At 64.9% G+C, this 20,474-nt stretch carries 21 protein-coding genes; 12 read left to right on the top strand and 9 right to left on the bottom strand.

Features of this window, described 5'->3' with window-relative positions; all coding sequences use genetic code 11:
* The first annotated feature begins 2 nt into the window (after window positions 1–2).
* From BMI91_RS01060 to pcaF, 3 genes are read left to right on the top strand one after another with little or no spacing between them, the layout of a single operon-like run.
* A complete protein-coding gene (locus BMI91_RS01060) occupies window positions 3–725 on the top strand; it encodes a 3-oxoacid CoA-transferase subunit A (RefSeq protein ID WP_078519252.1) in 723 nt (240 codons plus the stop codon).
* Complete coding sequence (locus BMI91_RS01055; protein WP_078603696.1) at window positions 722–1,405, top strand: CoA transferase subunit B; 684 nt, start codon at window positions 722–724, stop codon at window positions 1,403–1,405. Before BMI91_RS01060 ends, BMI91_RS01055 begins: the two co-directional genes overlap by 4 nt.
* Window positions 1,398–2,603, top strand: coding sequence for a 3-oxoadipyl-CoA thiolase (gene pcaF, locus BMI91_RS01050; RefSeq protein ID WP_078603695.1), 1,206 nt, complete (start codon window positions 1,398–1,400; stop codon window positions 2,601–2,603). The genes BMI91_RS01055 and pcaF overlap by 8 nt, the downstream gene beginning before the upstream one ends.
* Before the next feature lie 179 nt (window positions 2,604–2,782).
* Here pcaF and pcaD read toward each other — a convergent pair whose 3' ends face one another.
* The 5 genes from pcaD to BMI91_RS01025 form a co-directional block, all read right to left on the bottom strand.
* Complete coding sequence (gene pcaD / locus BMI91_RS01045) at window positions 2,783–3,565, bottom strand: 3-oxoadipate enol-lactonase (protein WP_078603694.1); 783 nt, start codon at window positions 3,563–3,565, stop codon at window positions 2,783–2,785.
* Between the two features lie 363 nt (window positions 3,566–3,928).
* Window positions 3,929–4,942: a VOC family protein gene (locus tag BMI91_RS01040; RefSeq protein ID WP_078603693.1), complete on the bottom strand. Its 1,014-nt coding sequence runs from the start codon at window positions 4,940–4,942 to the stop codon at window positions 3,929–3,931.
* Window positions 4,943–4,977: 35 nt separating this feature from the next.
* On the bottom strand, window positions 4,978–5,418 hold the full coding sequence (locus BMI91_RS20270) for a 2-hydroxymuconate tautomerase (protein ID WP_078603692.1): 441 nt from the start codon (window positions 5,416–5,418) through the stop codon (window positions 4,978–4,980).
* Window positions 5,419–5,466: 48 nt separating this feature from the next.
* Window positions 5,467–6,357 carry a LysR family transcriptional regulator gene (locus BMI91_RS01030; RefSeq protein ID WP_078603691.1) on the bottom strand — a complete coding sequence of 297 codons (891 nt, stop codon included), beginning with the start codon at window positions 6,355–6,357 and terminating at the stop codon, window positions 5,467–5,469.
* A 232-nt stretch (window positions 6,358–6,589) separates the two neighbouring features.
* The gene (locus BMI91_RS01025; RefSeq protein WP_078603690.1) at window positions 6,590–8,056 is read right to left on the bottom strand and encodes a 2-hydroxymuconic semialdehyde dehydrogenase; all 1,467 of its coding nucleotides are present in this window, start codon (window positions 8,054–8,056) and stop codon (window positions 6,590–6,592) included.
* 249 nt (window positions 8,057–8,305) lie between these two features.
* On the opposite strand from BMI91_RS01025, the gene BMI91_RS01020 reads away from it, so the two are divergent.
* The 6 genes from BMI91_RS01020 to BMI91_RS00995 all read left to right on the top strand — a co-directional run bounded on the left by BMI91_RS01020 (window position 8,306) and on the right by BMI91_RS00995 (window position 13,911).
* Entirely contained in the window at window positions 8,306–9,106 is an 801-nt protein-coding gene (locus BMI91_RS01020) for a fumarylacetoacetate hydrolase family protein (RefSeq protein WP_279627320.1), read from the top strand.
* Entirely contained in the window at window positions 9,103–9,909 is an 807-nt protein-coding gene (dmpH, locus tag BMI91_RS01015; RefSeq protein ID WP_078603689.1) for a 2-oxo-3-hexenedioate decarboxylase, read from the top strand. Before BMI91_RS01020 ends, dmpH begins: the two co-directional genes overlap by 4 nt.
* A 22-nt stretch (window positions 9,910–9,931) precedes the next feature.
* Entirely contained in the window at window positions 9,932–10,849 is a 918-nt protein-coding gene (locus tag BMI91_RS01010; RefSeq protein ID WP_078603688.1) for an acetaldehyde dehydrogenase (acetylating), read from the top strand.
* On the top strand, window positions 10,846–11,922 hold the full coding sequence (gene dmpG, locus BMI91_RS01005) for a 4-hydroxy-2-oxovalerate aldolase (RefSeq protein WP_078603687.1): 1,077 nt from the start codon (window positions 10,846–10,848) through the stop codon (window positions 11,920–11,922). The genes BMI91_RS01010 and dmpG overlap by 4 nt, the downstream gene beginning before the upstream one ends.
* 116 nt (window positions 11,923–12,038) lie before the next feature.
* Complete coding sequence (locus tag BMI91_RS01000) at window positions 12,039–12,908, top strand: transporter (RefSeq protein WP_078603686.1); 870 nt, start codon at window positions 12,039–12,041, stop codon at window positions 12,906–12,908.
* Between the two features lie 115 nt (window positions 12,909–13,023).
* Window positions 13,024–13,911, top strand: coding sequence for a LysR family transcriptional regulator (locus BMI91_RS00995; protein WP_078603685.1), 888 nt, complete (start codon window positions 13,024–13,026; stop codon window positions 13,909–13,911).
* Between the two features lie 27 nt (window positions 13,912–13,938).
* On the opposite strand, the gene BMI91_RS00990 is transcribed toward BMI91_RS00995, so the two are convergent.
* From BMI91_RS00990 to BMI91_RS19765, 4 genes are all read right to left on the bottom strand, one after another.
* Window positions 13,939–14,574 carry a glutathione S-transferase family protein gene (locus tag BMI91_RS00990; RefSeq protein ID WP_078603684.1) on the bottom strand — a complete coding sequence of 212 codons (636 nt, stop codon included), beginning with the start codon at window positions 14,572–14,574 and terminating at the stop codon, window positions 13,939–13,941.
* 4 nt (window positions 14,575–14,578) lie between these two features.
* The gene (locus BMI91_RS00985; RefSeq protein ID WP_078603683.1) at window positions 14,579–15,760 is read right to left on the bottom strand and encodes a muconate/chloromuconate family cycloisomerase; all 1,182 of its coding nucleotides are present in this window, start codon (window positions 15,758–15,760) and stop codon (window positions 14,579–14,581) included.
* An 88-nt stretch (window positions 15,761–15,848) separates the two neighbouring features.
* Complete coding sequence (locus tag BMI91_RS00980) at window positions 15,849–16,718, bottom strand: dioxygenase family protein (protein WP_078546917.1); 870 nt, start codon at window positions 16,716–16,718, stop codon at window positions 15,849–15,851.
* Window positions 16,719–16,846: 128 nt separating this feature from the next.
* Window positions 16,847–17,593 (bottom strand): IclR family transcriptional regulator, encoded by a 747-nt coding sequence (locus tag BMI91_RS19765; RefSeq protein ID WP_158522059.1) that lies wholly within the window; start codon window positions 17,591–17,593, stop codon window positions 16,847–16,849.
* Window positions 17,594–17,752: 159 nt separating this feature from the next.
* Here BMI91_RS19765 and BMI91_RS00965 point away from each other — a divergent pair, with 159 nt between their 5' ends.
* Genes BMI91_RS00965 through BMI91_RS00955 form a run of 3 tightly spaced genes read left to right on the top strand, consistent with a single transcriptional unit; the run spans window position 17,753 to window position 20,468 of the window.
* Window positions 17,753–19,318: a 4-hydroxyphenylacetate 3-hydroxylase N-terminal domain-containing protein gene (locus BMI91_RS00965; protein WP_078603682.1), complete on the top strand. Its 1,566-nt coding sequence runs from the start codon at window positions 17,753–17,755 to the stop codon at window positions 19,316–19,318.
* A 60-nt stretch (window positions 19,319–19,378) separates the two neighbouring features.
* Window positions 19,379–20,008: an FAD synthetase family protein gene (locus tag BMI91_RS00960; protein ID WP_078603681.1), complete on the top strand. Its 630-nt coding sequence runs from the start codon at window positions 19,379–19,381 to the stop codon at window positions 20,006–20,008.
* Window positions 19,995–20,468: a flavin reductase family protein gene (locus BMI91_RS00955; RefSeq protein ID WP_078519234.1), complete on the top strand. Its 474-nt coding sequence runs from the start codon at window positions 19,995–19,997 to the stop codon at window positions 20,466–20,468. Before BMI91_RS00960 ends, BMI91_RS00955 begins: the two co-directional genes overlap by 14 nt.
* Window positions 20,469–20,474: the final 6 nt, after the last annotated feature.

The raw sequence follows: 20,474 nt of genomic DNA, 5'->3' as shown, positions 1-20,474 counted from the left end.
AAATGGACAAGAGACTTTCCTCGCTGACCGAGGCCGTGGCCGATATTCAAGACGGCGCCACGGTGATGATCGGCGGCTTTGGCGGCTCGGGGGCCCCGATCGAACTGATCCACGCCCTGATCGACCGCTTTCTCGAAACCGGATCGCCCAAGGGGCTGACCGTGATCAACAACAACGCAGGCAACGGCCATGTCGGCATCGCCGCGATGATCGAGCAGGGTATGGTCAAGAAGATGATCTGCTCCTTCCCGCGCTCGGCCGATCCCACTGTATTCACCGAACGCTATCTGGCGGGTGAGATCGAGCTGGAACTGGTGCCGCAAGGCACGCTGGCCGAACGTATCCGCGCAGGCGGCGCGGGCATTCCGGGCTTCTTCACGCCGACCTCCGTTGGCACCGATCTGGCCGAGGGCAAGCCGGTGCAGCAGTTCGACGGCCGCGACTACGTGATGGAGCGCTGGCTCAAGGCCGATCACGCGCTGATCAAGGCCGAGCAGGGCGACGCGCTTGGCAACCTGACCTACCGGATGGCCGCGCGGAACTTCTCGCCGCTGATGGCGACGGCGGCAGAAAAGGTCGTCGTGCAGGTCACGAAAGCGGTGGAGCCGGGCGAGATCGACCCGGAAGTCATCGTCACCCCGGGCATCTTCGTGGATGCGATCATCGAGGTCGCCAACCCCGCCCAGGAAGAAGAGTTGAACCGCGCCGGAGCCCATCACCCATGACCCAGAAACTGAGCAATGCACAGATCGCCTGGCGCGCCGCCCAGGACATCGAGGACGGCGCCTATGTGAACCTCGGGATCGGCTTTCCCGAGATGGTCGCGCGCTTCCAGCCCGAAGGTCGCGAGGCGATATTCCACACGGAAAACGGTGTTCTCGGCTTCGGTCGTGCGCCCGAACCCGGTCAGGAGGACTGGGACCTCATCAACGCGGGCAAGAAGGCGATCACGCTGAAGCCCGGCACCGCGTTCTTCCACCATGCCGACAGCTTCGCGATGGTGCGCGGCGGGCATCTCGACGTGGCAATCCTCGGCGCCTATCAGGTGGCCGAAACGGGCGATCTGGCGAACTGGTCGACCGGGCCGAAAGGCGTGCCGGCCGTGGGCGGGGCGATGGACCTCGTGCATGGCGCGAAACGCGTGGCTGTCATCACCGACCACGTCACCAAGAAGGGCCAGCCGAAGCTGGTCGAGGCCTGCACCTTCCCGCTGACCGGTGTGGGCTGCGTGACCCGCGTCTATACGTCGCTCGCCGTGGTGGACGTGGTGGATGGCCGCTTCGTCCTGCGCGAAAAGCTCCCCGCGATATCGATGGAGGAGCTGCAAGCCGTCACCGGCGCGACCCTCCATGTCGAGGGCGAGGTGGGTGACCTGATCTGTCCCGAGGAGTTGGCCGATGCGTGACGCTTATATCTGCGACTATATCCGAACCCCGATCGGCCGTTTCGGCGGTGCGCTGGCGCCTGTCCGGGCCGACGATCTGGGGGCGATCCCCTTGAAAGCCCTGATGGCGCGCAACACGGGCGTCGATTGGGAAGCGGTCGAGGACGTGATCTTCGGTTGCGCCAATCAGGCGGGCGAGGACAACCGCAACGTGGCCCGCATGTCGGCGCTGCTCGCGGGTCTCCCGGTGAACGTGCCGGGGACCACGATCAACCGGCTTTGCGGTTCGGGCATGGATGCCATCGTCACCGCCGCCCGCGCGATCAAGGCGGGCGAGGCCGATCTGATGATCGCGGGCGGCGTCGAGAGCATGTCGCGCGCGCCCTTCGTGATGCCGAAGGCCGAGGCCGCCTATAGCCGCGCCAATGCGGTCTATGACACGACAATCGGCTGGCGCTTCGTGAACAAGCTGATGAAAGAGACCCATGGCGTCGACTCGATGCCCGAGACAGCAGAGAACGTGGCCGATGATTTCGGCGTGAGCCGTGAAGATCAGGATGCCTTCGCGCTCCGCTCGCAGGAGGCTGCGGCCAAGGCGATGGAAGCGGGCCGTCTGGCCGAGGAGATCACCCCGGTCACGATCCCGCAGCGCAAGGGCGAGCCGGTCGTGGTCGACACTGACGAACACCCGCGCCCCGGCACCACGCTGGAAGCGCTGACCAAGCTGCGGCCCATCGTGCGGCCCGACGGCACGGTCACGGCGGGCAATGCGTCCGGCGTGAACGATGGCGCAGCGGCGCTGATCATCGCCTCCGAGGAGGCCGTGCGCAAACACGGGCTGACGCCGCTGGTGAAGATCTCCGGCGGGGCGGCGGCGGGCGTGCCGCCGCGGATCATGGGCTTCGGGCCCGCGCCTGCCAGCAAGAAGCTGATGGCGCGGCTGGGGCTGACGCAGGACGCCTTCGACGTGATCGAGCTCAACGAAGCCTTTGCGAGCCAAGGTCTGGCCACGCTGCGCGATCTCGGCATTGCGGATGACGATGCGCGAGTGAACCCCAATGGCGGCGCGATTGCGCTTGGCCATCCGCTGGGCATGTCAGGCGCGCGGATCACCGGCACGGCGGCGCTGGAACTGGTGCGCTGCAAGGGCCAACGGGCGCTTGCCACGATGTGCATCGGCGTGGGGCAGGGTATCGCTGTGGCGCTGGAGGCGGTGTAACGAAAGCAGGGTGCGCGGCGGCCCGTGGGGTGGCGCGCGCCCGTTGTCCGCTGCGGCGGTTTATGCCCGCCACATTCCTCTGAGCTTCCCGCTGGGCACGCCGCCTCAATCGCGCCAGCCCGTCGGGACGGGCCGTCGCGCGCCCTGCGCCTTCGGCGCGCACCGGGCGGGGTGTTAGCTCAGGTCTTGTCCAAGAACGCCTTCAACAGCGCCGCGACAGCCTTGGGCTGCTCGTAACAGGGCAGGTGGCCCGCATTCGCGATCTCGTGGAACGCGGCGCCGCACAGCTCTGCCGTGGCGCGCACCAGATCGGGCGGGGTCGAGGCGTCATCCGCACCCGTCATCGCCATCACCGGCAGTGTCAGCGCCCGTGTCGCCTCGGTCTGATCGGCCCCGGCAATCGCCGCGCAGCAGCCCGCATAGCCCTCGTCGGGCCCACGTTCGAGCATGTTGCGGCAGAGCGCGAACTCCGCCGGGTGGGCCTCGGCGAAACCGGGCGCGAACCAGCGTGCGAGGATCGCGTCGGAGATGCTCGCGATCCCGTCGCGGCGCACATTGGCGATCCGCTCGTTCCACATCTCGGGCGTGCCGATCTTGGCGGCGGTGTCCATCAGGACGAGCGCGCGCAGAAGATCAGGACGGCGCGCGGCGAGGCTCTGTCCGATCAGCCCGCCGATCGAGAGGCCGATAAAGGTCACGTCCCGAAGCCCGAGCGCATCGCAGATCGCGGCGGCATCGCCCGAGAGGTCCTCGATGCTGTAGGGGCCGGGCGGGCAATCGCTCAGCCCATGCCCGCGCTTGTCGAAGCGGATCAGCCGCAGCCCCTCGGGCAGATGCGGGATCAGCGCCTCCCAGAGCCGCAGATCGCTGCCGAGCGAATTGCCGAACATCACCACACGGCCGTCGCGCGGGCCCTGGTCGAGAATGTGGAGCGTCACCCCGTCATGGGTCAGTGCGTGCATGAAAGCCTCCTCTTTGCAGGAGGTTGTAGCGCGCGGGACGGGGGAAGGAAAACATACCGCGGAGGTATCGGGGATTACCCGGGTGATACCTGATGCGGAGGTGGCGCCGGGATCTACTGGCGCGGGGCGACCAGCCCCGGGCCGCGCCAGAGGGCGGCGCCCGACCTCGGGTGGGCGCGTGACGACAGTCGTGGTTCGCGCTTTATCTCGCAAGATCCGAGAGTGATCGGTGCGCGCAGCAGCGTCGCAAAAGCGCCCTCCCGGGGCTGGTCGCCCCGGGCGAGACCGGAGGTCGACGCCATCCCCAAAACCAAAAAGGCCACCCCCGAGGGGATGGCCAGCCTCCGAAACTGCGGAGAGGAATTACTCGGCCGGTTCGGCCACTTCGTCCTTGGTCTCCGCCTCGGCCATCGCGGCCTCGACGATGGGCGTGCCATAGACGAAGAAGTCCTGCGGAAGCTCGCCGCCGAACCAGACACCGCCACCGTTGAAGAAGTTGCTCTCGTCCCAGGTCAGCGTCTTCCAGTCCGGATCGAAGATCAGGTAGCCGGTGTCGCCGAACAGCTCGATGCGGTTGCCGCCGGGCTCGTAGACATACATGAAATAGGCCTGAGAGACGCCGTGCTTCGCCGGGCCCGCTTCGATCGTGACATCGTATTCCTGCAAGATATCGGCAAGGTCGAGCATCTGACCCTGATTGCCATACCAGAAGGCGACATGGTGCAGACGGTTACCCGGACCGGCCTGATCCTTGGTGAAGGCGACCTCGTGCACGAGCGGGCTGACCGAGAACCACGCCGCCAGCTCGTCCGAGCCGCCGAAGACCACGTTCTCACGCTTCAGGAAGCCGAGATTGTCCTGCAGGAACTTGCCGTTCTTGGTCACGTCCGAGCAGAGCAGGTTGACATGATCGAGACGACGCACCGGCACCCCACGCAGCGGACGCTTCTGGGCGCGCGAGAGCAGCTTCGATTTCAGCTCTGCCGGGGCCTCGTAATACTCGACCTCCCAGAACAGATGCTGCTTGTGGCCGTCCGGCGTGGTAAATTCATAGGCGCGGCCGTAACCCTTGTGACCCTCGACCCATTTGCCCGGGTTGCCCGAGGCCTCTAGCACGGCCACGCGACGCTCCAGCGCCTGCGGCGAGGAGGCGCGCCAACCGACCATGCCGATCCCGGCCTTGTCCGAGCGCGTCAGCTTCAGCGAGTGGTGATAGCGGTCCTCGTAGCCGCGCAGGTAGCAGGATTTGCCGTCATCCTCGGTGGGCGTCATGCCCAAAACATCGTGGAAGAACCAGAAGCTTTCCTCGAATTTGGGGGTGAAAAGTTCGATGCAGGCAAGCTGCGCGATATCGTGGATCTGTTCCTGAAAGCTCATGGTGTCCTCCCTAAAGCTCGATACGGTGAATGCGGTCAGTTTGCGGGGGCCTTCTCGTGGCCGTTGGTCGGGGCTGTGCCGTTCGAGGCGGCGGCGGGTTGCTCGCTCGCTTCGACATATTTCGGCTCGCCCGCGACCGCGTAATGGCCCGAGCGCAGCTCGTTGAGCATGATCCGAACGGCCTGCGGCTTGACGCCCAGCGTGTCGACCGCCGCGCGCGTGACCTCGCGCATCAGCGCTTCTTTCTGCGCCTCGGTGCGGCCTTCCATAAGGTTGATCTGGATTACCGGCATGACTGCTCCTCTGTCTCGGGACGCGCCCTCATTCCCCGCGTGTCGGGGCCTCCTCGGCGTGTCCGTGGACCGAGATTGGGGCAGAAGAGGCGATACGATCAAATACCATTTAGTCCGGGTTTCGATACCGAAGGCGCATCGCTCTGGATGAGGGGAACTCCTAGATATGGCATGATTCAGCATCCGGGCTGCGTCCGGCCGGCGACATGAAGATCGTTTTACAGTGCTTTGTTATTGCTGGCTTAAACTGCGTGCGACCTCGAGGAAGTTCGCGACGATCGGGGACGTGTCACCCTCTCGCGAGATGCAGGAGATATCGACCCGCGCGCTGTCGCTCACATCACTGATCGGCAGGCATTTCACGCCCTCCATGATGACCGATGTGATCGATTGCGGGACGACCGAGACGCCGAACCCCGCCGCGACCAGCGCCATCGCGGTAAAGCCGTCGCCCACGACCTGCGCGACATTGGGCGCGAACCCCGCCTCGTGGCAGAGCCCCGTGACCTTCTCGACGAACCCCTGCGCGCGGCTGGCGGGAAACAGCATCATCGGTTCGCGCGCCAGTTCCGACAGCGCGACGCTCTCGCGATCCGCGAAAGGCCCCGGATCGGGCACGACGATATAGAGCGGCTCCGAGGCCAGTTCCTCGATCGCGAGACCCGGCACCGGCGTCAGCATCCGGTTGAAGCCCAGATCGATCGAGCGGTTCTGCAGCCCCTCGATCTGCGCCAGCTTGTCGAGCGCGTGCATCACCACTTTCACATCCGGATAGCGGCGTTTGAATTCGAGGATGATCCGCGGGATGAAGCTGAGGATCGCGGTGCCGAAGATCGCGATGTCGACCCGGCCAAGCCCGCCCTCGGACGCCCGATGGACCCGGTCCGCCGCCTGATCGAGCAGCGCCGCGATGTTGCGCGCCTCATCGAGAAACAGCGCCCCCGCCTGCGTCAGTTCGACACCGCGCGGCGTGCGGTTGAAAAGCTGCGCGCCGAGCTGTTCCTCCAGCGCCTGAATCTGGCGGGTGATCGGCGGCTGAGAGACATGAAGCCGCTCGGCCGCGCGACCGAAATGCAGTTCCTCGGCCACGGCGATGAAATAGCGAAGCTGACGCAGGTTCATGGGTGTCCTCTCCGGCGCTCAGAGTGAGGCACAATCGCGAAGGGGGCAAGCAGGGCGCGCGGCGGCCCGTGGGGTGGCGCATTCTGACATATCAGCGGATGCGCTTTATCCGTGCGGCTTCGCCCATCGCTCGAGCCACGCGCGCGGATGGCAAGGCGCCAGCCCGTGGGGACGGTCCGGCGCGCGCCCTGCGCCTGCGGCGCGCACCGGGCGCGGCTCGCGAGGCTGGCGCTCACAGCTTGATACAGAGGTTCGTCCGCTCGGTGTAGAATTCGAGCGAATGCACCCCGCCTTCGCGTCCGATCCCGGAGGATTTCGAGCCACCGAAGGCCGTTCGCAGGTCGCGCAGGAACCACGAATTGACCCAGACGAGACCCGCCTCCATCTGCCCGCCGACGCGATGGGCGCGGCTGAGGTTTTCGGTGAGGATCGTGGCCGACAGCCCGTAATTGGTGTCAGTGGCCATCGCGATCACCTCGTCTTCGCTGTCGAAGGGCTGGATGTGGCAGCAGGGGCCGAAGATTTCCTCGCGCACGATGGGGCTGTCCTCGGGCAGGCCGGTCCAGATCGTGGGCTCGACGAAGAAACCACCGTTGCGGTAATCGCCATCGGGGAAGTCGGGGACGCCGCCGCCGGTGATGATCTGAGCGCCCAGATCGGCGGCCTTTTTGTAATAGCTCAGCACCTTCTCACGATGCTCGGCGGAGATCAGCGGGCCGATGGTCGCGCCGTCGGTATCCGGTCCGCCTTGGATCAGAGCTTCCGCGCCCGCTTTCAGGCGGCTGACGAATTCCTCGAAGACGGGGCGTTCGACGTAAATCCGCTCGGTTCCCAGACAGACCTGCCCGGTATTGGCGAAACACGAGCGCATCGTGACCTCGATCGCCTTGTCCATATCTGCATCGGCAAAGACGATAGCAGGGTTCTTGCCGCCCAGCTCGAACGACACATCGCGCAGACCCACCGCGGCTTGTTTCATGATCGCCTCGCCGGTGCGGGTCTCGCCGGTGAAGGTGATGCCGTTGACGCCCGGATGCTGGGTCAGCAACTCGCCCGCGCTTTCCGGACCGAAGCCGTGGATGACGTTATAGACGCCTTTCGGGATGCCCACCTCGTTCATCACCTCGCCCAGCAGGGTCGCGGTGGCGGGGCTTTCCTCGGACGGTTTCACGACGACCGTATTGCCGCAGGCCAGCGCGGGGCCAACCTTCCACGTCATCAGCAGGAACGGCGCGTTCCAGGGCGAGATCACCCCGATAACCCCTTTCGGGCGATGCAGTTCGAGATTGGCCGCGCCCGTGCCGTCGGGCGTATCCATGTGGAAATACTCGCCGCCCGTGTTCTTCAGCATCTCCGCGAAGATCCGGAAGTTGGCCGCGCCGCGTGGGATCTCGACCTTCTCGGCGAAACCGCGGGTGTGGCCGGTGTCCTGTACTTCCGCTTCCATGAAATCGGCCTTGCGCGCGTCGATGGCGTCGGCGAGCTTCATCAACAGGTCGCAGCGTTGCGCCTTCGGCATCTTGCCCCAGGGGCCTTTCAGCGCCGCCTGTGCTGCCTCAACCGCGTCATTCACATCCTCGGCCAGCGCCTCATGCACATCGGCGATCTTTTCGCCGGTGGACGGGGAAATCTTGTCGAAGGTCTTGCCCGATTGCGCGGCGCGGTATTCGCCGTCGATGAAGAGCTTATGCGTGGTCATATCGTCCTCCCGTGAGCCACCTCTTGGGCGATAAGCTAGGCAACCTGGTCGATACGCTCCAATGCTTTTGCATCCCGCACGCGATACCGTTTTTGCATGATGCCGCATCGGGGAGCGATGCAAAACCCGTATCAAGCCCGGCCCGTCAAAGTATTGGAGCGTATCGCGCCGCCGTCTTAGCCTTGATCCGGAGGCAGCCCGTATCGGTTTCACCAGACCGACGCAGATGAGGGCCGCGACGGAGGACATATGCTGGACAGCACCAAGATCGAGAGCTTGGGCGATGCGCTTTATGACGCGCTGCGCTCGGGTCGACCGACCCAGAAAATCAGCGCGCTCGAACCCGAGAGCGACATCGAGGACGCCTATCGTATCCAGTTGCGGATGCTCGAGCGGCGTCTCGAGGCGGGCGACGAGGTCGTCGGCAAGAAGATCGGCCTGACCAGCCGCGCCATTCAGGACGCGCTTGGCGTCTATCAGCCCGATTTCGGGCAGGTGACGAAGCGGATGCTGTTCGAGGATGGCGCGACGATCGACCTCAGCAAGCTGATGCAGCCGCGTTTGGAGGGCGAGCTGGCCTTCCGCCTGAAGGAAGACCTGATCGGGCCGGGCGTGACGGTGACGGATGTGATCCGCGCGACCGACTATGTGACGCCGTGCTTCGAGATCGTCGATACCCGGTATCAAGATTGGCAGATCAAGATCCAGGACACCGTGGCGGACAATGCCTCCTGCGGCGTGTTCGTGCTGGGCGAGGCCAAGGCCGATCCGCGCGATCTGGACCTGAGCCTCGCAGGCATGGTGATCGAGAAGAACGGCGAAGTGGTTGCGACAGGGGCCGGGGCGGCCGTGCAAGGCTCGCCGGTGATGGCGGTCGCATGGCTCGCCAATACGCTCGGGCGTCTGGGGATCCCGCTGAAAGCCGGGGAGATCATCCTGTCGGGCGCGCAGGCGCCGCTGCTGGCTGTCACGGATGGCGATCATTTCACTTGCGAGATCGCGGGCATCGGCGCGTGCGAGATGCGTTTTGCCGGGAGGGCGATGGTATGAGCCTCGATCAACCGAAGACCGTCGATGAGGAAGCGATTATCCGCATGGCTGAGCGCGTCGAGACCGCGCAGCGCTACGCGGTGCCGATCCGTAAGCTGACCGAGGATTACCCCGATCTGACCATCGCCGACGCCTATCGCGTCCAGACCGCGCTGCGGCGCAATCTGGAGAAGAAAGGCGAGCGGGTGATCGGCTGGAAAGCTGGGCTGACCTCCAAGCCGAAAATGGCGCAGATGGGCGTCTCGACCCCCGGCGTGGGCTTCCTGACCGATGCGATGGAGCGTCCGGCGAACTCGAAGATCACCGTCAGTGACATGATCCACCCGCGCGTCGAGGCCGAGATCGCTTTTGTCACCAACAAGGAGCTGTCGGGCAAGGTCACCCGAGAAGACGTGCTGGCCGCCACCGATTACGTCCAGCCCGCGCTGGAGGTGATCGACAGTCGCTTCACCGGGTTCAAGTTCGATCTGGAATCGGTGCTCGCCGATAATTCCAGCTCGGCCCGCTATGTGCCGGGCGGGCGGATGATCCGGCCCGATGCGCTCGATCTGCGGACCGTGGGTGTGGTGCTCGAACATAACGGCGAGATCGCCCAGATCGGCGCGGGCGCCGAGGTGCTGGGACACCCCGCCGAGGCGATCGCGATGCTGGTCGGCGTTCTCGATGACATGGGCGAGGTGCTGCCCGCGGGCAGCTTCGTGATGGCCGGCGCGATCACCGCCGCCGTGGCCGTCAAACCCGGCGATTCCATCACCGCGAGATTTTACGAGATGGGCTCGATCACGGTCACTTTCACCGAGTGACCCCGAGCCAAGGAGGTTCAAGATGAACAAGATCAAATGTGCCCTGATCGGGTCGGGCAATATCGGCACCGACCTGATGTTCAAGCTGCTGCGCTCGGACGTGCTCGAGCCGGTCTGGATGGTCGGCATCGACCCCAATTCCGACGGCCTCAAGCGCGCCAGGGACAAAGGGCTGAAGGTCACCCATGAGGGCGTCGACGGGCTGCTGCCCCATGTCGAGGCAGACGGTATCCAGATCGCCTTCGACGCGACCTCGGCCTATGTCCATGCGGAAAACTCGCGCAAGCTCAACGAGTTGGGCGTGTTCATGGTCGACCTGACGCCTGCCGCGATCGGCCCCTTATGCGTGCCGCCGGTGAACCTCGGCGATCTGGCGAAAGCGACGCCGATGAACGTCAACATGATCTCCTGCGCGGGTCAGGCGACGATCCCGATCGTCTCGGCCGTGGGCGCGGTGCAATCGGTCGAATATGCCGAGATCATCGCCTCGCTTTCCTCGAAATCCATCGGGCCGGGCACGCGGGCGAACCTTGATGAATTCACCTTCACCACCTCGAACGCGATCGAGAAGGTGGGCGGGGCGAAGAAGGGCAAGGCGCTCGCCATCATCAACCCCGCCGATCCGCCGATGATCATGCGCAACACGATCTATTGCGAGGTCGAGGGCGAGCCGGACCGGGAGGCGATCACCAGATCGGTGAAGGATATGATCGCGCAGGTCCAGAAATACGTCCCCGGCTACAAGCTGGTGAACGGCCCCGATTTCGACGGCAATCGCGTCGCGGTCTTCATGGAGGTCGCAGGGCTAGGCGACTACCTGCCGACCTATGCGGGCAATCTCGACATCATGACGGCGGCGGCGGCACGCACCGCCGAGATGTTCGCCGAACGGATCCTCGACGGGTCGATGGAACTCAAAAAACTGGAGCCGGCACAATGACCTCAGAGAGCGTGATCCAACAGAAAGTGAAATCCGGCCTCGAGGGCCGCAAGGTCAAGCTGCACGACATGTCCCTGCGCGACGGGATGCATGCCAAGCGCGAGCAGATTCCGGTCGAGATGATGGTGAAGATCGCCAAGGGGCTGGACGCGGCGGGCGTGCCTTACATGCAGGTCACCCATGGCGCGGGTCTGGGTGGCAACTCGATCCAGCATGGCCGCGCGCTGGCGTCCAACGCGGAATATATCTCGGCGGTGGCCGAGGTGGTGAAGCAGGCGGTAATTTCGGTGCTGCTGATCCCCGGTCTGGGCACCATGAAAGAGCTCGAAGAGGCCTATCAGTGCGGTGCGCGCTCGGTCCATGTGGCGACCCATTGCACCGAGGCCGACACCTCGCCGCAGCATATCGCCTTCGCGCGCAAGCTCGGGATGGATGCGAGCGGTTTCCTGATGATGTCGCATCTGAACTCGGCCGAAGGGCTGACCGAACAGGCGCTCCTGATGGAGAGCTATGGCGCCAACACCGTCTATGTCACGGACTCCGCGGGCGCGATGCTGACGCATGAGGTCACCCATGCGATCTCGATGATGCGCGATGCGCTGAAACCGGAGACCGAGATCGGCTTCCACGGCCACCACAATCTCGGCCTCGGCATCGCGAACTCCATCGCCGCTATCGGCGCGGGCGCGACGCGGATCGATGCCTCGCTGGCGGGGCTTGGCGCAGGCGCAGGCAATGCGCCGATCGAGGTGCTGGCCGCCGTCTGCGACCGGATGGAGATCGAGACGGGCTCGGATACCTTCGCGCTGATGGATCTGGCCGAGGATGTTGTGGTCCCGTTCACGGATCACGTCGTGCGCGCCGACCGCGAGGCGCTGACGCTGGGCTTTGCCGGGGTCTATTCGACCTTCCTGCTGCCCGCGAAACGCGCAGGCGAGCGCTTCGGCATCCCGGCGCGCGACATCCTTGTCGAACTGGGCCGCAAGAAGATGATCGGCGGTCAGGAAGACATGATCCAGGACACGGCGATGACCATGGCCCGCCAGCGCGGCCTGCTGAAGGAGAGCGCCTGACGAGACCCTTTCCGCGCGTCGGTCCCAACGGCGCGCGGAAAGCCGGACCGGGTAGGGGAAGAGGAGCCCTGACGCCCGGAGCGACCGGACCAGAGAAACGCGAAGGGAGGAAATCCATGAAACTGAAACGCGCCGCGCTCGCTTTGAGCGCGCTGATGTCGCTTGCCGCATTGCCGGCCCATGCCATCGACGTGGCTCCGGGGGATTACAACATCCTGCCGCCCGGCACGAATATCGGGCTGCTTTATCTGCAGCATCAAAGCGCCGATACGTTCGAGCTCGGCGGGACCAAGGTGCCCGACAGCAAGGCCAAGGTGAATGTGATGGTCCTGCGCGGGCTGCATTATTCCGAAGCCTTCGGGATGCCCGCGCTCTATCAGGCCGTGCTGCCGCTCGTGAATTTCGACACCGCGCGCATCGGCGGTGGGGATATGCCGACCAAATCGGGCGTGGGCGATCTGACGCTGGGCTTCTCGGTCTGGCCGGTACAGCCGGCGAACCCCGAGACCGGAACCACGCTGGGCGTGACCGCCTTCGTGACCGCGCCCACGGGGCGGTATGACGCGGCGAAGGTCAGCGCGGGCTCTGGGACGTGGACTCTGACGCCGCAGATCGGGTTCATTCAGGGGCTCGGGCAGGGGCTCTATTTCGACGCGATGGCCGATGTGGCGGTCACGATGGACCACACGGAGAGCGGCCAGAAGATCGAGCGCAGCCCCGCCACGCAGGTTCAGGCCTATCTGCGCAAGCAATTCGGCCAGAAAACCTCCGTCTCCTTCGGCCTGTCCTCGCAGCGTGGCGGCAAGATCAAGGTGGGCGGCGCCGATACCGGCCAGCGCACCGAGCGCGATCAGCTCCGCCTTTATGCCAATACTTTCGTCACCCCGACCGTCCAGGTGCAGGGGATGCTGGCGAAGGACGTGAACAGCGATGGCGGGTTCCGTAACGACGTGGTCGCGGAGCTGCGTTTCCTGAAGGTCTTCTGATCCTCCCCGGCCGGGCGCGAGCCCTCATTCGTGCCCGGCATTATCCAATACCTTTTGCGATAGTGAGGAGGGTTCCGTTATGACCTATATGGTATCAACGGGAGGAGGCGTGGGAATGGACTTCAAGCGGCTCAAATATTTCCTCGCGGTGGCCGAGGAATTGCATTTCGGACGCGCGGCGAACCGGCTCGATATCGCGCAGCCGCCGCTGTCGCGCCAGATTGCGGCGTTGGAGGCCGAGCTGGAGGTGCAGCTTTTCGACCGTTCGCGCAGCCAGATCCGGCTGACTCAGGCGGGCGAGGTGCTGCAGGATCACGCGCGGCAATTGCTCGAGCGGCTGGATGCGGCCTATCGCGAGACGAAGATGGTGGGCTCCGGTGCGGGCGGGCGGCTGCGGATCGCCTTTGTCGGATCAGCCTCGCATGGGGTGCTGCCGACGCTGATCAAGTCCTACCGCTCCTTCTACCCGGAGGTCGAGCTGCAGCTCTCGGCGATGAACAATGCCGAGCTGCACACCGCGCTGGTCAGCCGCGAGATCGACATCGCGGTGGCGCGCCCGATCCTCGACGACGAGGAGTTCCGCCGCGAGCCGCTCTGCACCGAGCCGCTGATCCTCGCGCTGCCCGACAATTCCGACCTCGGCGCCCGCGCCGAGATCCATTTCGCCGATCTCGCCGATAAGACCTTCGTGCTCTATCCGCGCAAGCCCCGGCCCAGCTATGCCGATGTCGTGCTCGATATCTGCGCGCGCGAAGGGTTCAAGCCGAAGGCGGTCGATCTTGCGCAGGATTTTCAATCTGCGATCAGCCTTGTGTCCGTGGGCGTGGGGATCGCCGTGGTGCCGCAATCGGTGTCGCGCACGCAGCGCCCCGGCGTGATCTTCCGGCCCTATAAGGGCTATAATCCGGGGACCGGCCTGACCGTGCATGCGCGGCTCGACAATCGCGCGCCGCAGGTGATGCACTTCCTTGAGGTGACGCGTAAATTCGCGCGTAAACAGTAGGTTGTGGCGCGAAGTTCAAGTGATGCGTTAAGTTGGGCGCGGGTCGTCGCGGAAGGTCGTGGCCTGCACGGAGGGGCGTTCGGCAAAGCCCGCGTGCCATTCCGCCAGCGCCGGACGGCCCTCGCGCCAGCCCTCTCCCTCGAAGCGGAAATCGAGATAGCACAGCGCGACGCCGATGCTGAGATGGCCAATGTCGAAGGGCCGCTGGGTCAGTCGCGCGGCATGACCTTCCAGCCAATCCGCAACCCGGTTCATCTTGGTCCGGTAGACGGCGAGCATCTGCTCGGACCGCTGTTCCTCGGGCCGCATCTTCAGCTCCACCAGCCACGGCAGCGCCACGTCCAGAAGACCCGTTCCCAGCGCCTCGTCGCGCTCGGCCTCGAGCCGCGCGGCGGGATCGGCGGGGAAAAGCTGCGGGCCGTCCGCGCTTTCCAGATCTGCCCATTCGCAGACCACATGGCTGTCGAACAGCACGCGGCCGTCTTCCAGCTCCAGCGTCGGGATCTTCGATAACGGGTTGATCGCCATCAGCCCCTCATGCGGGATCATCGGATCGGCATGGGTGCGCACGGTCTCGACCTTATCGGCCAGACCTTTCTCATGCAGCGCGACCATCGCTTTGCGGACGTAGGGCGAGCGCGGGGACCAGTGCAGGATCGGCATCGGCTCAGCCTTTCCGCGCGACGGAGGCCAGCACGTCCTCGTTCACCGTGATTCCGAGGCCGGGGCCGGTCGGGCAATGGACGTGGAAATCGGCAAAGCGGATCTCGCCGCCGGTGAGGTCCGTTTTCAGGATTTTCGGGCCGAAATGCTCGCAGCCCCATTCGAGTCGGGGCAGGGTGGAGAACACGGCAAGATGCGCCGCGGCGCCGATGCCGCTTTCGATCAGGCAGCCGCCATACAGCTCCATCCCGCAGGCCTGCGCGATCCCGGCGGCGCGCTTGATTTCATTCAGCCCGCCCGATTTCACCAGTTTCAGCGAATAGACGGAACCGGCTGCAGCGATGCCGTTGGCGATAATATCGGGGCCGGTGAAGGCGGCCTCGTCTACCATGATCGGGATCGCGGCGCGCGCGGCCACGCGCGCGGTGGCCGCAATCAGGCCGGGGCGCAGCGGCTGTTCGATCAGCGAGACACCCATTTCGGCCAGCTGCGGCAGGTAGCGGATCGCGACCGCTTCGGTCCAGCCCTGATTGACGTCGACGATGATCTCGGTGGCTTTGCCCTCCAGCGCCGAGACGATCTTGCGCAGGCGGATCATGTCCTGATCGGGTGTGTTGAAGCCCAGCTTGATCTTGAAGCGGCGATGCTCGCGCGCCTCGAATTTGCGGTTGGCTTCCTCGATCTCCTGATCGGCATCGCCCGAGGCCAGCGCCCAGATCACCTCGATCTTGTCGCGCACCGCGCCCCCCATCAGGACCGCGACCGGCAGATCTAGCGAGTGCCCGGCGGCATCGTAAATCGCGGCATCCACCGCGGCGCGCGCGGCGTTGTTGCGGCTCGCGGCCTTGGCCATCTTGGCGGCGTTCAGCTCGAACTCGAGCGCATTCGCACCCGCCAGCGCGGGCGCGAGATAGGTGTCGATATTGGCCTTCATCGCCTCGACGCTTTCCTCGGCCCAGCGGGGCCCGCCCAGCGTCGATGCCTCGCCCCAGCCGACCGATCCATCGGCCAGCTCGGCGCGCACGATCACATAGGACTGGAAGTTGATTTCCGTGTTGGACAGCTTGTGACGCCGGGTCGTCGGGCAATCGACGATCATAGTCTCGATCTTCGCGATCTGGCGACCCGCATGGGCGTCCGCGCCCTGAAAATGATCTGCGAGTTTCGCAACGCCGGGCGTAGTCATCGGCTCTGTCCTTCGAAATATGTCATTGGTCTTCAAGGTAAATCCGGCGCCACGCGTGCGGCGCCGGGAACTCTTTACGCCACTCGGATCATTCCGCGGCCATCGCCTGAGCCTGATTGCCCAGCGTGAAGTCGAAGCGCAGAACCAGATCGGTGTCCGAACCTTCGGGCGCCTTCTCGAACTTGCCGATCAGGTCCTCTTTCACGGCGAAGACCGAGTCGCTGTCGAGATAGTCGCTATCGGCGTCGTAGATCTGCGAGATCAGCGGGCGGTAGCCCTCGCGCGTGACCATCATGTGGATATGGCCCGGGCGCATGCAGTGGTGGCCCATGTAACGGATCAGCTCGCCCGCGGTCTCGTCGCCGGGGATCGGGTAGGGCACGGGGCGGATCGCGACGAAGGCGTAATGCCCGTTCTCGTCGCTCTCGAAGCGGCCGCGCAGGTTGTATTCGGGCTGATCGGGATCGTGGTTCTCGTAAAGACCGTTCGGCGCGTCTTCCCAGACGTCGATGATCGCGCCGGGGATCGGGTTGCCCTTGTTGTCGCGGATATAGCCCTCGACATAGACGGTTTCCTGACCCTCGAAGTTCTTCTGAACGGTCGAGGCGCCTTTCGGCATCACCGGAGCGTTCTCGCGGAAGAACGGCCCGAGCACGGTCGAGACCGTCTCGTCGCCCGAGATCGGGTTCGAGAGCATGTCGACCAGAACTTCGACGCCGAGAATGTCGCCCAGCAGGATGAATTCCTGACGCTTGTCCGAGCACAGCGCACCGGCGCGGCCCAGATAGTCGCAGGCATAGAGAAATTCGTCATGGGTCAGGTTCACGTCTTTGCAGAACCCGTGCAGATGCTTGATCAGGCTTTCCATGATCTCGCGCTGGCGCGGCTCGAGCGTGGCGTGCTGGCCCAGCGAGTCGATGACCACATCGGTCACATTATCCACGGTTACGTTGCGCATAAGTCTCCTCCTCGGATGCGGCGGGCGGCCCTCCTCCGGGCGGCGCCTTCAATTCGATAAGGGAGATTTGCATGGCGCACGCGGCTTGGGCCAGACGGGTGCGCGGTATCCTGTAATACCTCAAAGGTTCAGTTTGGCCGAAGTTCATACCCCAGGCGTTCGGAAATCGTCCGCGCGGCGCCCAGGGCGATATTGCGGAAGGCGCGCGGCTGGACCTCGTGGCGCGAGCGGGGGACCGAGATGACCAGCACCGCGACGGGCTGGGCGATGTGGTCGCGGATCAGCGCCGAGACGCAGATCACATCCGCCTCGTCCTTCGGCGCGCCCGCGTTGAACCCGTCGCGTGCGAGCGCGTCCAGCTCCGCGCGCAGGCGCGCGCGATCCTCCAGCCGCGAACCGGGCCTTGTGTGCCGGTCGAGATATTCGTCGAGCTGGGCCGGGGAGAACTGCGCCAGATGCAGCATCCCCGGCGGGCTGTCATGCAGCGCGATCCAAGACCCCAGCGCCTCGCGCGAGACCCGCAGTGCCTGCGTGCCCTCCAGCGCGTCGAGCACCAGAAGCCGCCCGTGATCGTGCAAGGTCAGGTGCAGCGTCTCGCCATAGTCGCGCCAGAGCGCCGCCAGCACGGGCCGCGCGGCCTCCGTCAGCGCCGAGCTATCCTCCAGCGCGCGGTTCAGCGTCGCGACCAGCGGGCCCAGCCGATAGCGCCCGCGTTCGACCTTTCGCAGCAATCCGATTCGCGCCAGCCCGTTCACAAGGTCATGCGTGCCGCTCACGGAATTGCCGATCGCGCGCGACAGATCCGTGACCGAATGCTCCGGCTGAGCGGCGGTGAACTGGCGCAAAAGCTCCCCCACCTTGCGTAATGTCTTCATCTGGACCCTCCCGCGGTGATTTCGGGTCTCAGAATTCCGGTATTGCCGGAAAAAGTCGCGGTATTTGTCGATACCTTTCGGTATCAGCCCGGCTCCGGCACCGTGAAGGAGACAGGTCGGACATGTCTTTCGTTCATCCGACCTGATGGAGGAGGAACCATGAAAGACCAAGTGAAAGACGCCCAAAGCGGCGTCACGACCCCCTATACCGGTGACGAATATCTCGCGAGCCTGCAGGACGCCCGTGAGGTCTATGTCCATGGCGAGCGCGTCAAGGATGTGACCAAGCACCCCGCGTTTCGTAACTCGTCGCGCATGGTGGCGCGCTGGTATGACAAGCTGCATGCCGAGAAGGACACGATCGGGCGTCCCACCGATACCGGCTCGGGCGGCTGGACGCACCCGTTCTTCAAGGGCGCGAAGACGAAGGAAGACCTGATCGCGGGCCGCGACGCCATCGCCGAGACGCAGCGCGTCGCCAATGGCTGGATGGGGCGCGCCCCGGATTACAAGGCGGCCTTCCTTGGCACGCTGGGCGCGAATTCCGGCTATTATGGAGAATACGAGCAGAACGCGAAAAACTGGTATGCCAAGTCGCAGGAGCGTCTCGACTACTGGAATCACGCGATCATCAATCCGCCGATCGACCGTCACCTGCCGGCTGAGGAGACCGGCGACGTGTTCATGCAGGTCGAGAAGGAGACCGATGCGGGCATCGTGGTGTCTGGCGCGAAAGTGGTCGCAACCGGCTCGGCGCTGACACATTACAACTTCATCGGCTATTACGGCGTGCCGATCAAAGACAAGAAGTTCGCGCTGACCTTCACCGCGCCGATGGACAGCCCCGGCGTGAAGCTGATCTCGCGCGCGTCCTACGAGCTCAACGCCGCCGTCATGGGCACGCCCTTCGACTACCCGCTGTCCTCGCGCCTCGATGAGAACGACGCGATCCTCGTTTTCGACAAGGTGCTCGTGCCGTGGGAGAACCTGTTCCTCTATGGCGATATTGAGAAGGTGAACGGCTTCTTCCCGGCGTCCGGCTTCGCGCCGCGCTTCACGCTGCATGGCTGCACCCGTCTTGCGGTGAAGCTCGACTTCATCGCGGGTCTGTTCTCGAAGGCGCTCGATGCGACCGGGGCAGGCGGCTTCCGCGGCCCGCAAACCGCGGTGGGCGAGGTGATCGGCTGGCGCAACCTGTTCTGGGGCCTCTCGGACGCGATGGTCATGAACCCCGACGACTGGGTCGGCACCGATGGCTATCTCGCGCCGAAATCGTCCTCGGCGATGGCGTATCGCGTCTTCGCGCCGATGGCCTATAGCCGGATCAAGGAGCTGATCGAGCGCCACGTCGCCTCGGGTCTGATCTACCTGCCGTCCTCGACGCTCGATTTCCAATCGGAAGACGTGCGCCCCTATCTCGACCGCTTCGTGCGCGGCTCGAACGGGATGGTCGCGGTCGACCGGGTGAAGCTGCTGAAGCTGCTCTGGGACGCGATCGGCTCGGAATTCGGCGGCCGTCACGAGCTCTACGAGAGCAACTATGCGGGCAACTACGAAGCGATCCGCATGGAGACCATGTTCACCGCTCAGGCCACGGGCGAGTTGGATATGATGCGCGGCCTCGTCGACAATTTCATGAGCGAATACGACCTCGACGGCTGGGTGTCGAAAGACCTCGTGAACCCCTGGGACGTGAACCGCCTCAAGGGCGGGTTCCAGGCCTGAGACTGAAGGGGCTGCGCGGGATCCTCGCGCGGCCCACGACCCCGGGGAAGGAGGAGCCCCATGAGTTTGGATTTCACAGGGATGAAGACGCAGGTGCTGCGCGACGATCAGATCGCGCTGCCCGCGAGCGTCCTGACCATCGGCGCGTTCGACGGCGTCCATCGCGGCCATCAGGCGCTGATCTCGCGCGCCGTGGCCGAGGCACGGGCGGCAGGCGTGGCGTCGGTCGTCTGGACCTTCGATCCGCCGCCGAAAGTGTTTTTCGGCCGCGCCAAGCAACTGTCGCCCGTCTCGGAGAAACTCGCGCGGATCGCGCGGCTCGGGCCGGATTACATCGTGCTGGCGTCGTTTTGCAAAAGCTACGCGGCGCGCAGCCCGCAGGCGTTTCTGGACGATCTGGCGCGGATCAACCCGGCCCGCATCCATGTCGGCGCGGATTTCCGTTTCGGCGCGAAACAGGCGGGCTGCGTGACCACATTGGCCGAGCGTTTCGACGTGACGCTGGCGCCTGCGGTGCTGTGCGAAGGGGGCGAGGTGATCTCGTCCACGCGCATCCGGGGCCTGCGCGCCGAAGGCCGCGCGCGCGAGGCCGTGGCGCTTCAGGGCTCGACCGATGCCGCCGCGCTGATGTCGGGCGCGCTTCTGACACAGGATATGAGATTTGGGGAGGAATTCGATGTCCGGAATTGATCCGCGCGATCTGCGCGACGCTTGCGGCAGTTTCGCAACCGGCGTGACGGTGATCTCGACGCGCACCGAGGATGGCGATCACGGGATGACGGCCAACGCCTTCATGTCGGTCTCTCTCGACCCGCCGCTGATCACCATTTCGCTCGATCACAATTGCAAGCTGCGCGAGAAGGTGCGCGCCTCGGGGCGCTACGCGGTCTCGGTGCTCAATCACGAGATGGAAGGGCTGGCGATGCATTTCGCGGGCCGCCACGATCCGGCGCATAACGACCCCTTCATTGAGCGCGCCGGGATGCCCGTCGTGCCCGGCGCGGCCTGCGTCTTCGTGACCGAGGTCGCGCAGGAGGTGGAGGCGGGCGATCACACGCTCTTCATCGGCAAGGTCGTCGAGATCGAGCGCGATCTGGAGGCCCGGCCGCTTCTGTTCTGTGGTGGCAAGTTCGGCGCGCTGGCGAGCTAGGCCAAC

Source organism: Thioclava sediminum (genome assembly GCF_002020355.1).
In the GTDB taxonomy this organism is placed as follows: domain Bacteria; phylum Pseudomonadota; class Alphaproteobacteria; order Rhodobacterales; family Rhodobacteraceae; genus Thioclava; species Thioclava sediminum.
Note: the sequence above shows the minus strand (reverse complement) of the source record. Positions and strands in the feature narration are given on the sequence as shown.

Excerpts from the sequence above, each read along its gene's own strand:
- BMI91_RS19765 (WP_158522059.1), bottom strand. The coding sequence starts at position 17,593 with ATGAAGACATTACGCAAGGTGGGGGAGCTTTTGCGCCAGTTCACCGCC.
- BMI91_RS01000 (WP_078603686.1), top strand. The coding sequence starts at position 12,039 with ATGAAACTGAAACGCGCCGCGCTCGCTTTGAGCGCGCTGATGTCGCTT.
- BMI91_RS01025 (WP_078603690.1), bottom strand. The coding sequence starts at position 8,056 with ATGACCACGCATAAGCTCTTCATCGACGGCGAATACCGCGCCGCGCAA.
- BMI91_RS00990 (WP_078603684.1), bottom strand. The coding sequence starts at position 14,574 with ATGCCGATCCTGCACTGGTCCCCGCGCTCGCCCTACGTCCGCAAAGCG.
- BMI91_RS00985 (WP_078603683.1), bottom strand. The coding sequence starts at position 15,760 with ATGACTACGCCCGGCGTTGCGAAACTCGCAGATCATTTTCAGGGCGCG.
- BMI91_RS00960 (WP_078603681.1), top strand. The coding sequence starts at position 19,379 with ATGAGTTTGGATTTCACAGGGATGAAGACGCAGGTGCTGCGCGACGAT.
- BMI91_RS01040 (WP_078603693.1), bottom strand. The coding sequence starts at position 4,942 with ATGAGCTTTCAGGAACAGATCCACGATATCGCGCAGCTTGCCTGCATC.
- BMI91_RS01055 (WP_078603696.1), top strand. The coding sequence starts at position 722 with ATGACCCAGAAACTGAGCAATGCACAGATCGCCTGGCGCGCCGCCCAG.
- dmpG (WP_078603687.1), top strand. The coding sequence starts at position 10,846 with ATGACCTCAGAGAGCGTGATCCAACAGAAAGTGAAATCCGGCCTCGAG.
- BMI91_RS20270 (WP_078603692.1), bottom strand. The coding sequence starts at position 5,418 with ATGCTGAATCATGCCATATCTAGGAGTTCCCCTCATCCAGAGCGATGC.
- BMI91_RS01020 (WP_279627320.1), top strand. The coding sequence starts at position 8,306 with ATGCTGGACAGCACCAAGATCGAGAGCTTGGGCGATGCGCTTTATGAC.
- BMI91_RS01030 (WP_078603691.1), bottom strand. The coding sequence starts at position 6,357 with ATGAACCTGCGTCAGCTTCGCTATTTCATCGCCGTGGCCGAGGAACTG.
- BMI91_RS00995 (WP_078603685.1), top strand. The coding sequence starts at position 13,024 with ATGGACTTCAAGCGGCTCAAATATTTCCTCGCGGTGGCCGAGGAATTG.
- BMI91_RS00980 (WP_078546917.1), bottom strand. The coding sequence starts at position 16,718 with ATGCGCAACGTAACCGTGGATAATGTGACCGATGTGGTCATCGACTCG.
- BMI91_RS01060 (WP_078519252.1), top strand. The coding sequence starts at position 3 with ATGGACAAGAGACTTTCCTCGCTGACCGAGGCCGTGGCCGATATTCAA.
- BMI91_RS01010 (WP_078603688.1), top strand. The coding sequence starts at position 9,932 with ATGAACAAGATCAAATGTGCCCTGATCGGGTCGGGCAATATCGGCACC.
- pcaD (WP_078603694.1), bottom strand. The coding sequence starts at position 3,565 with ATGCACGCACTGACCCATGACGGGGTGACGCTCCACATTCTCGACCAG.
- dmpH (WP_078603689.1), top strand. The coding sequence starts at position 9,103 with ATGAGCCTCGATCAACCGAAGACCGTCGATGAGGAAGCGATTATCCGC.
- BMI91_RS00955 (WP_078519234.1), top strand. The coding sequence starts at position 19,995 with ATGTCCGGAATTGATCCGCGCGATCTGCGCGACGCTTGCGGCAGTTTC.
- BMI91_RS00965 (WP_078603682.1), top strand. The coding sequence starts at position 17,753 with ATGAAAGACCAAGTGAAAGACGCCCAAAGCGGCGTCACGACCCCCTAT.
- pcaF (WP_078603695.1), top strand. The coding sequence starts at position 1,398 with ATGCGTGACGCTTATATCTGCGACTATATCCGAACCCCGATCGGCCGT.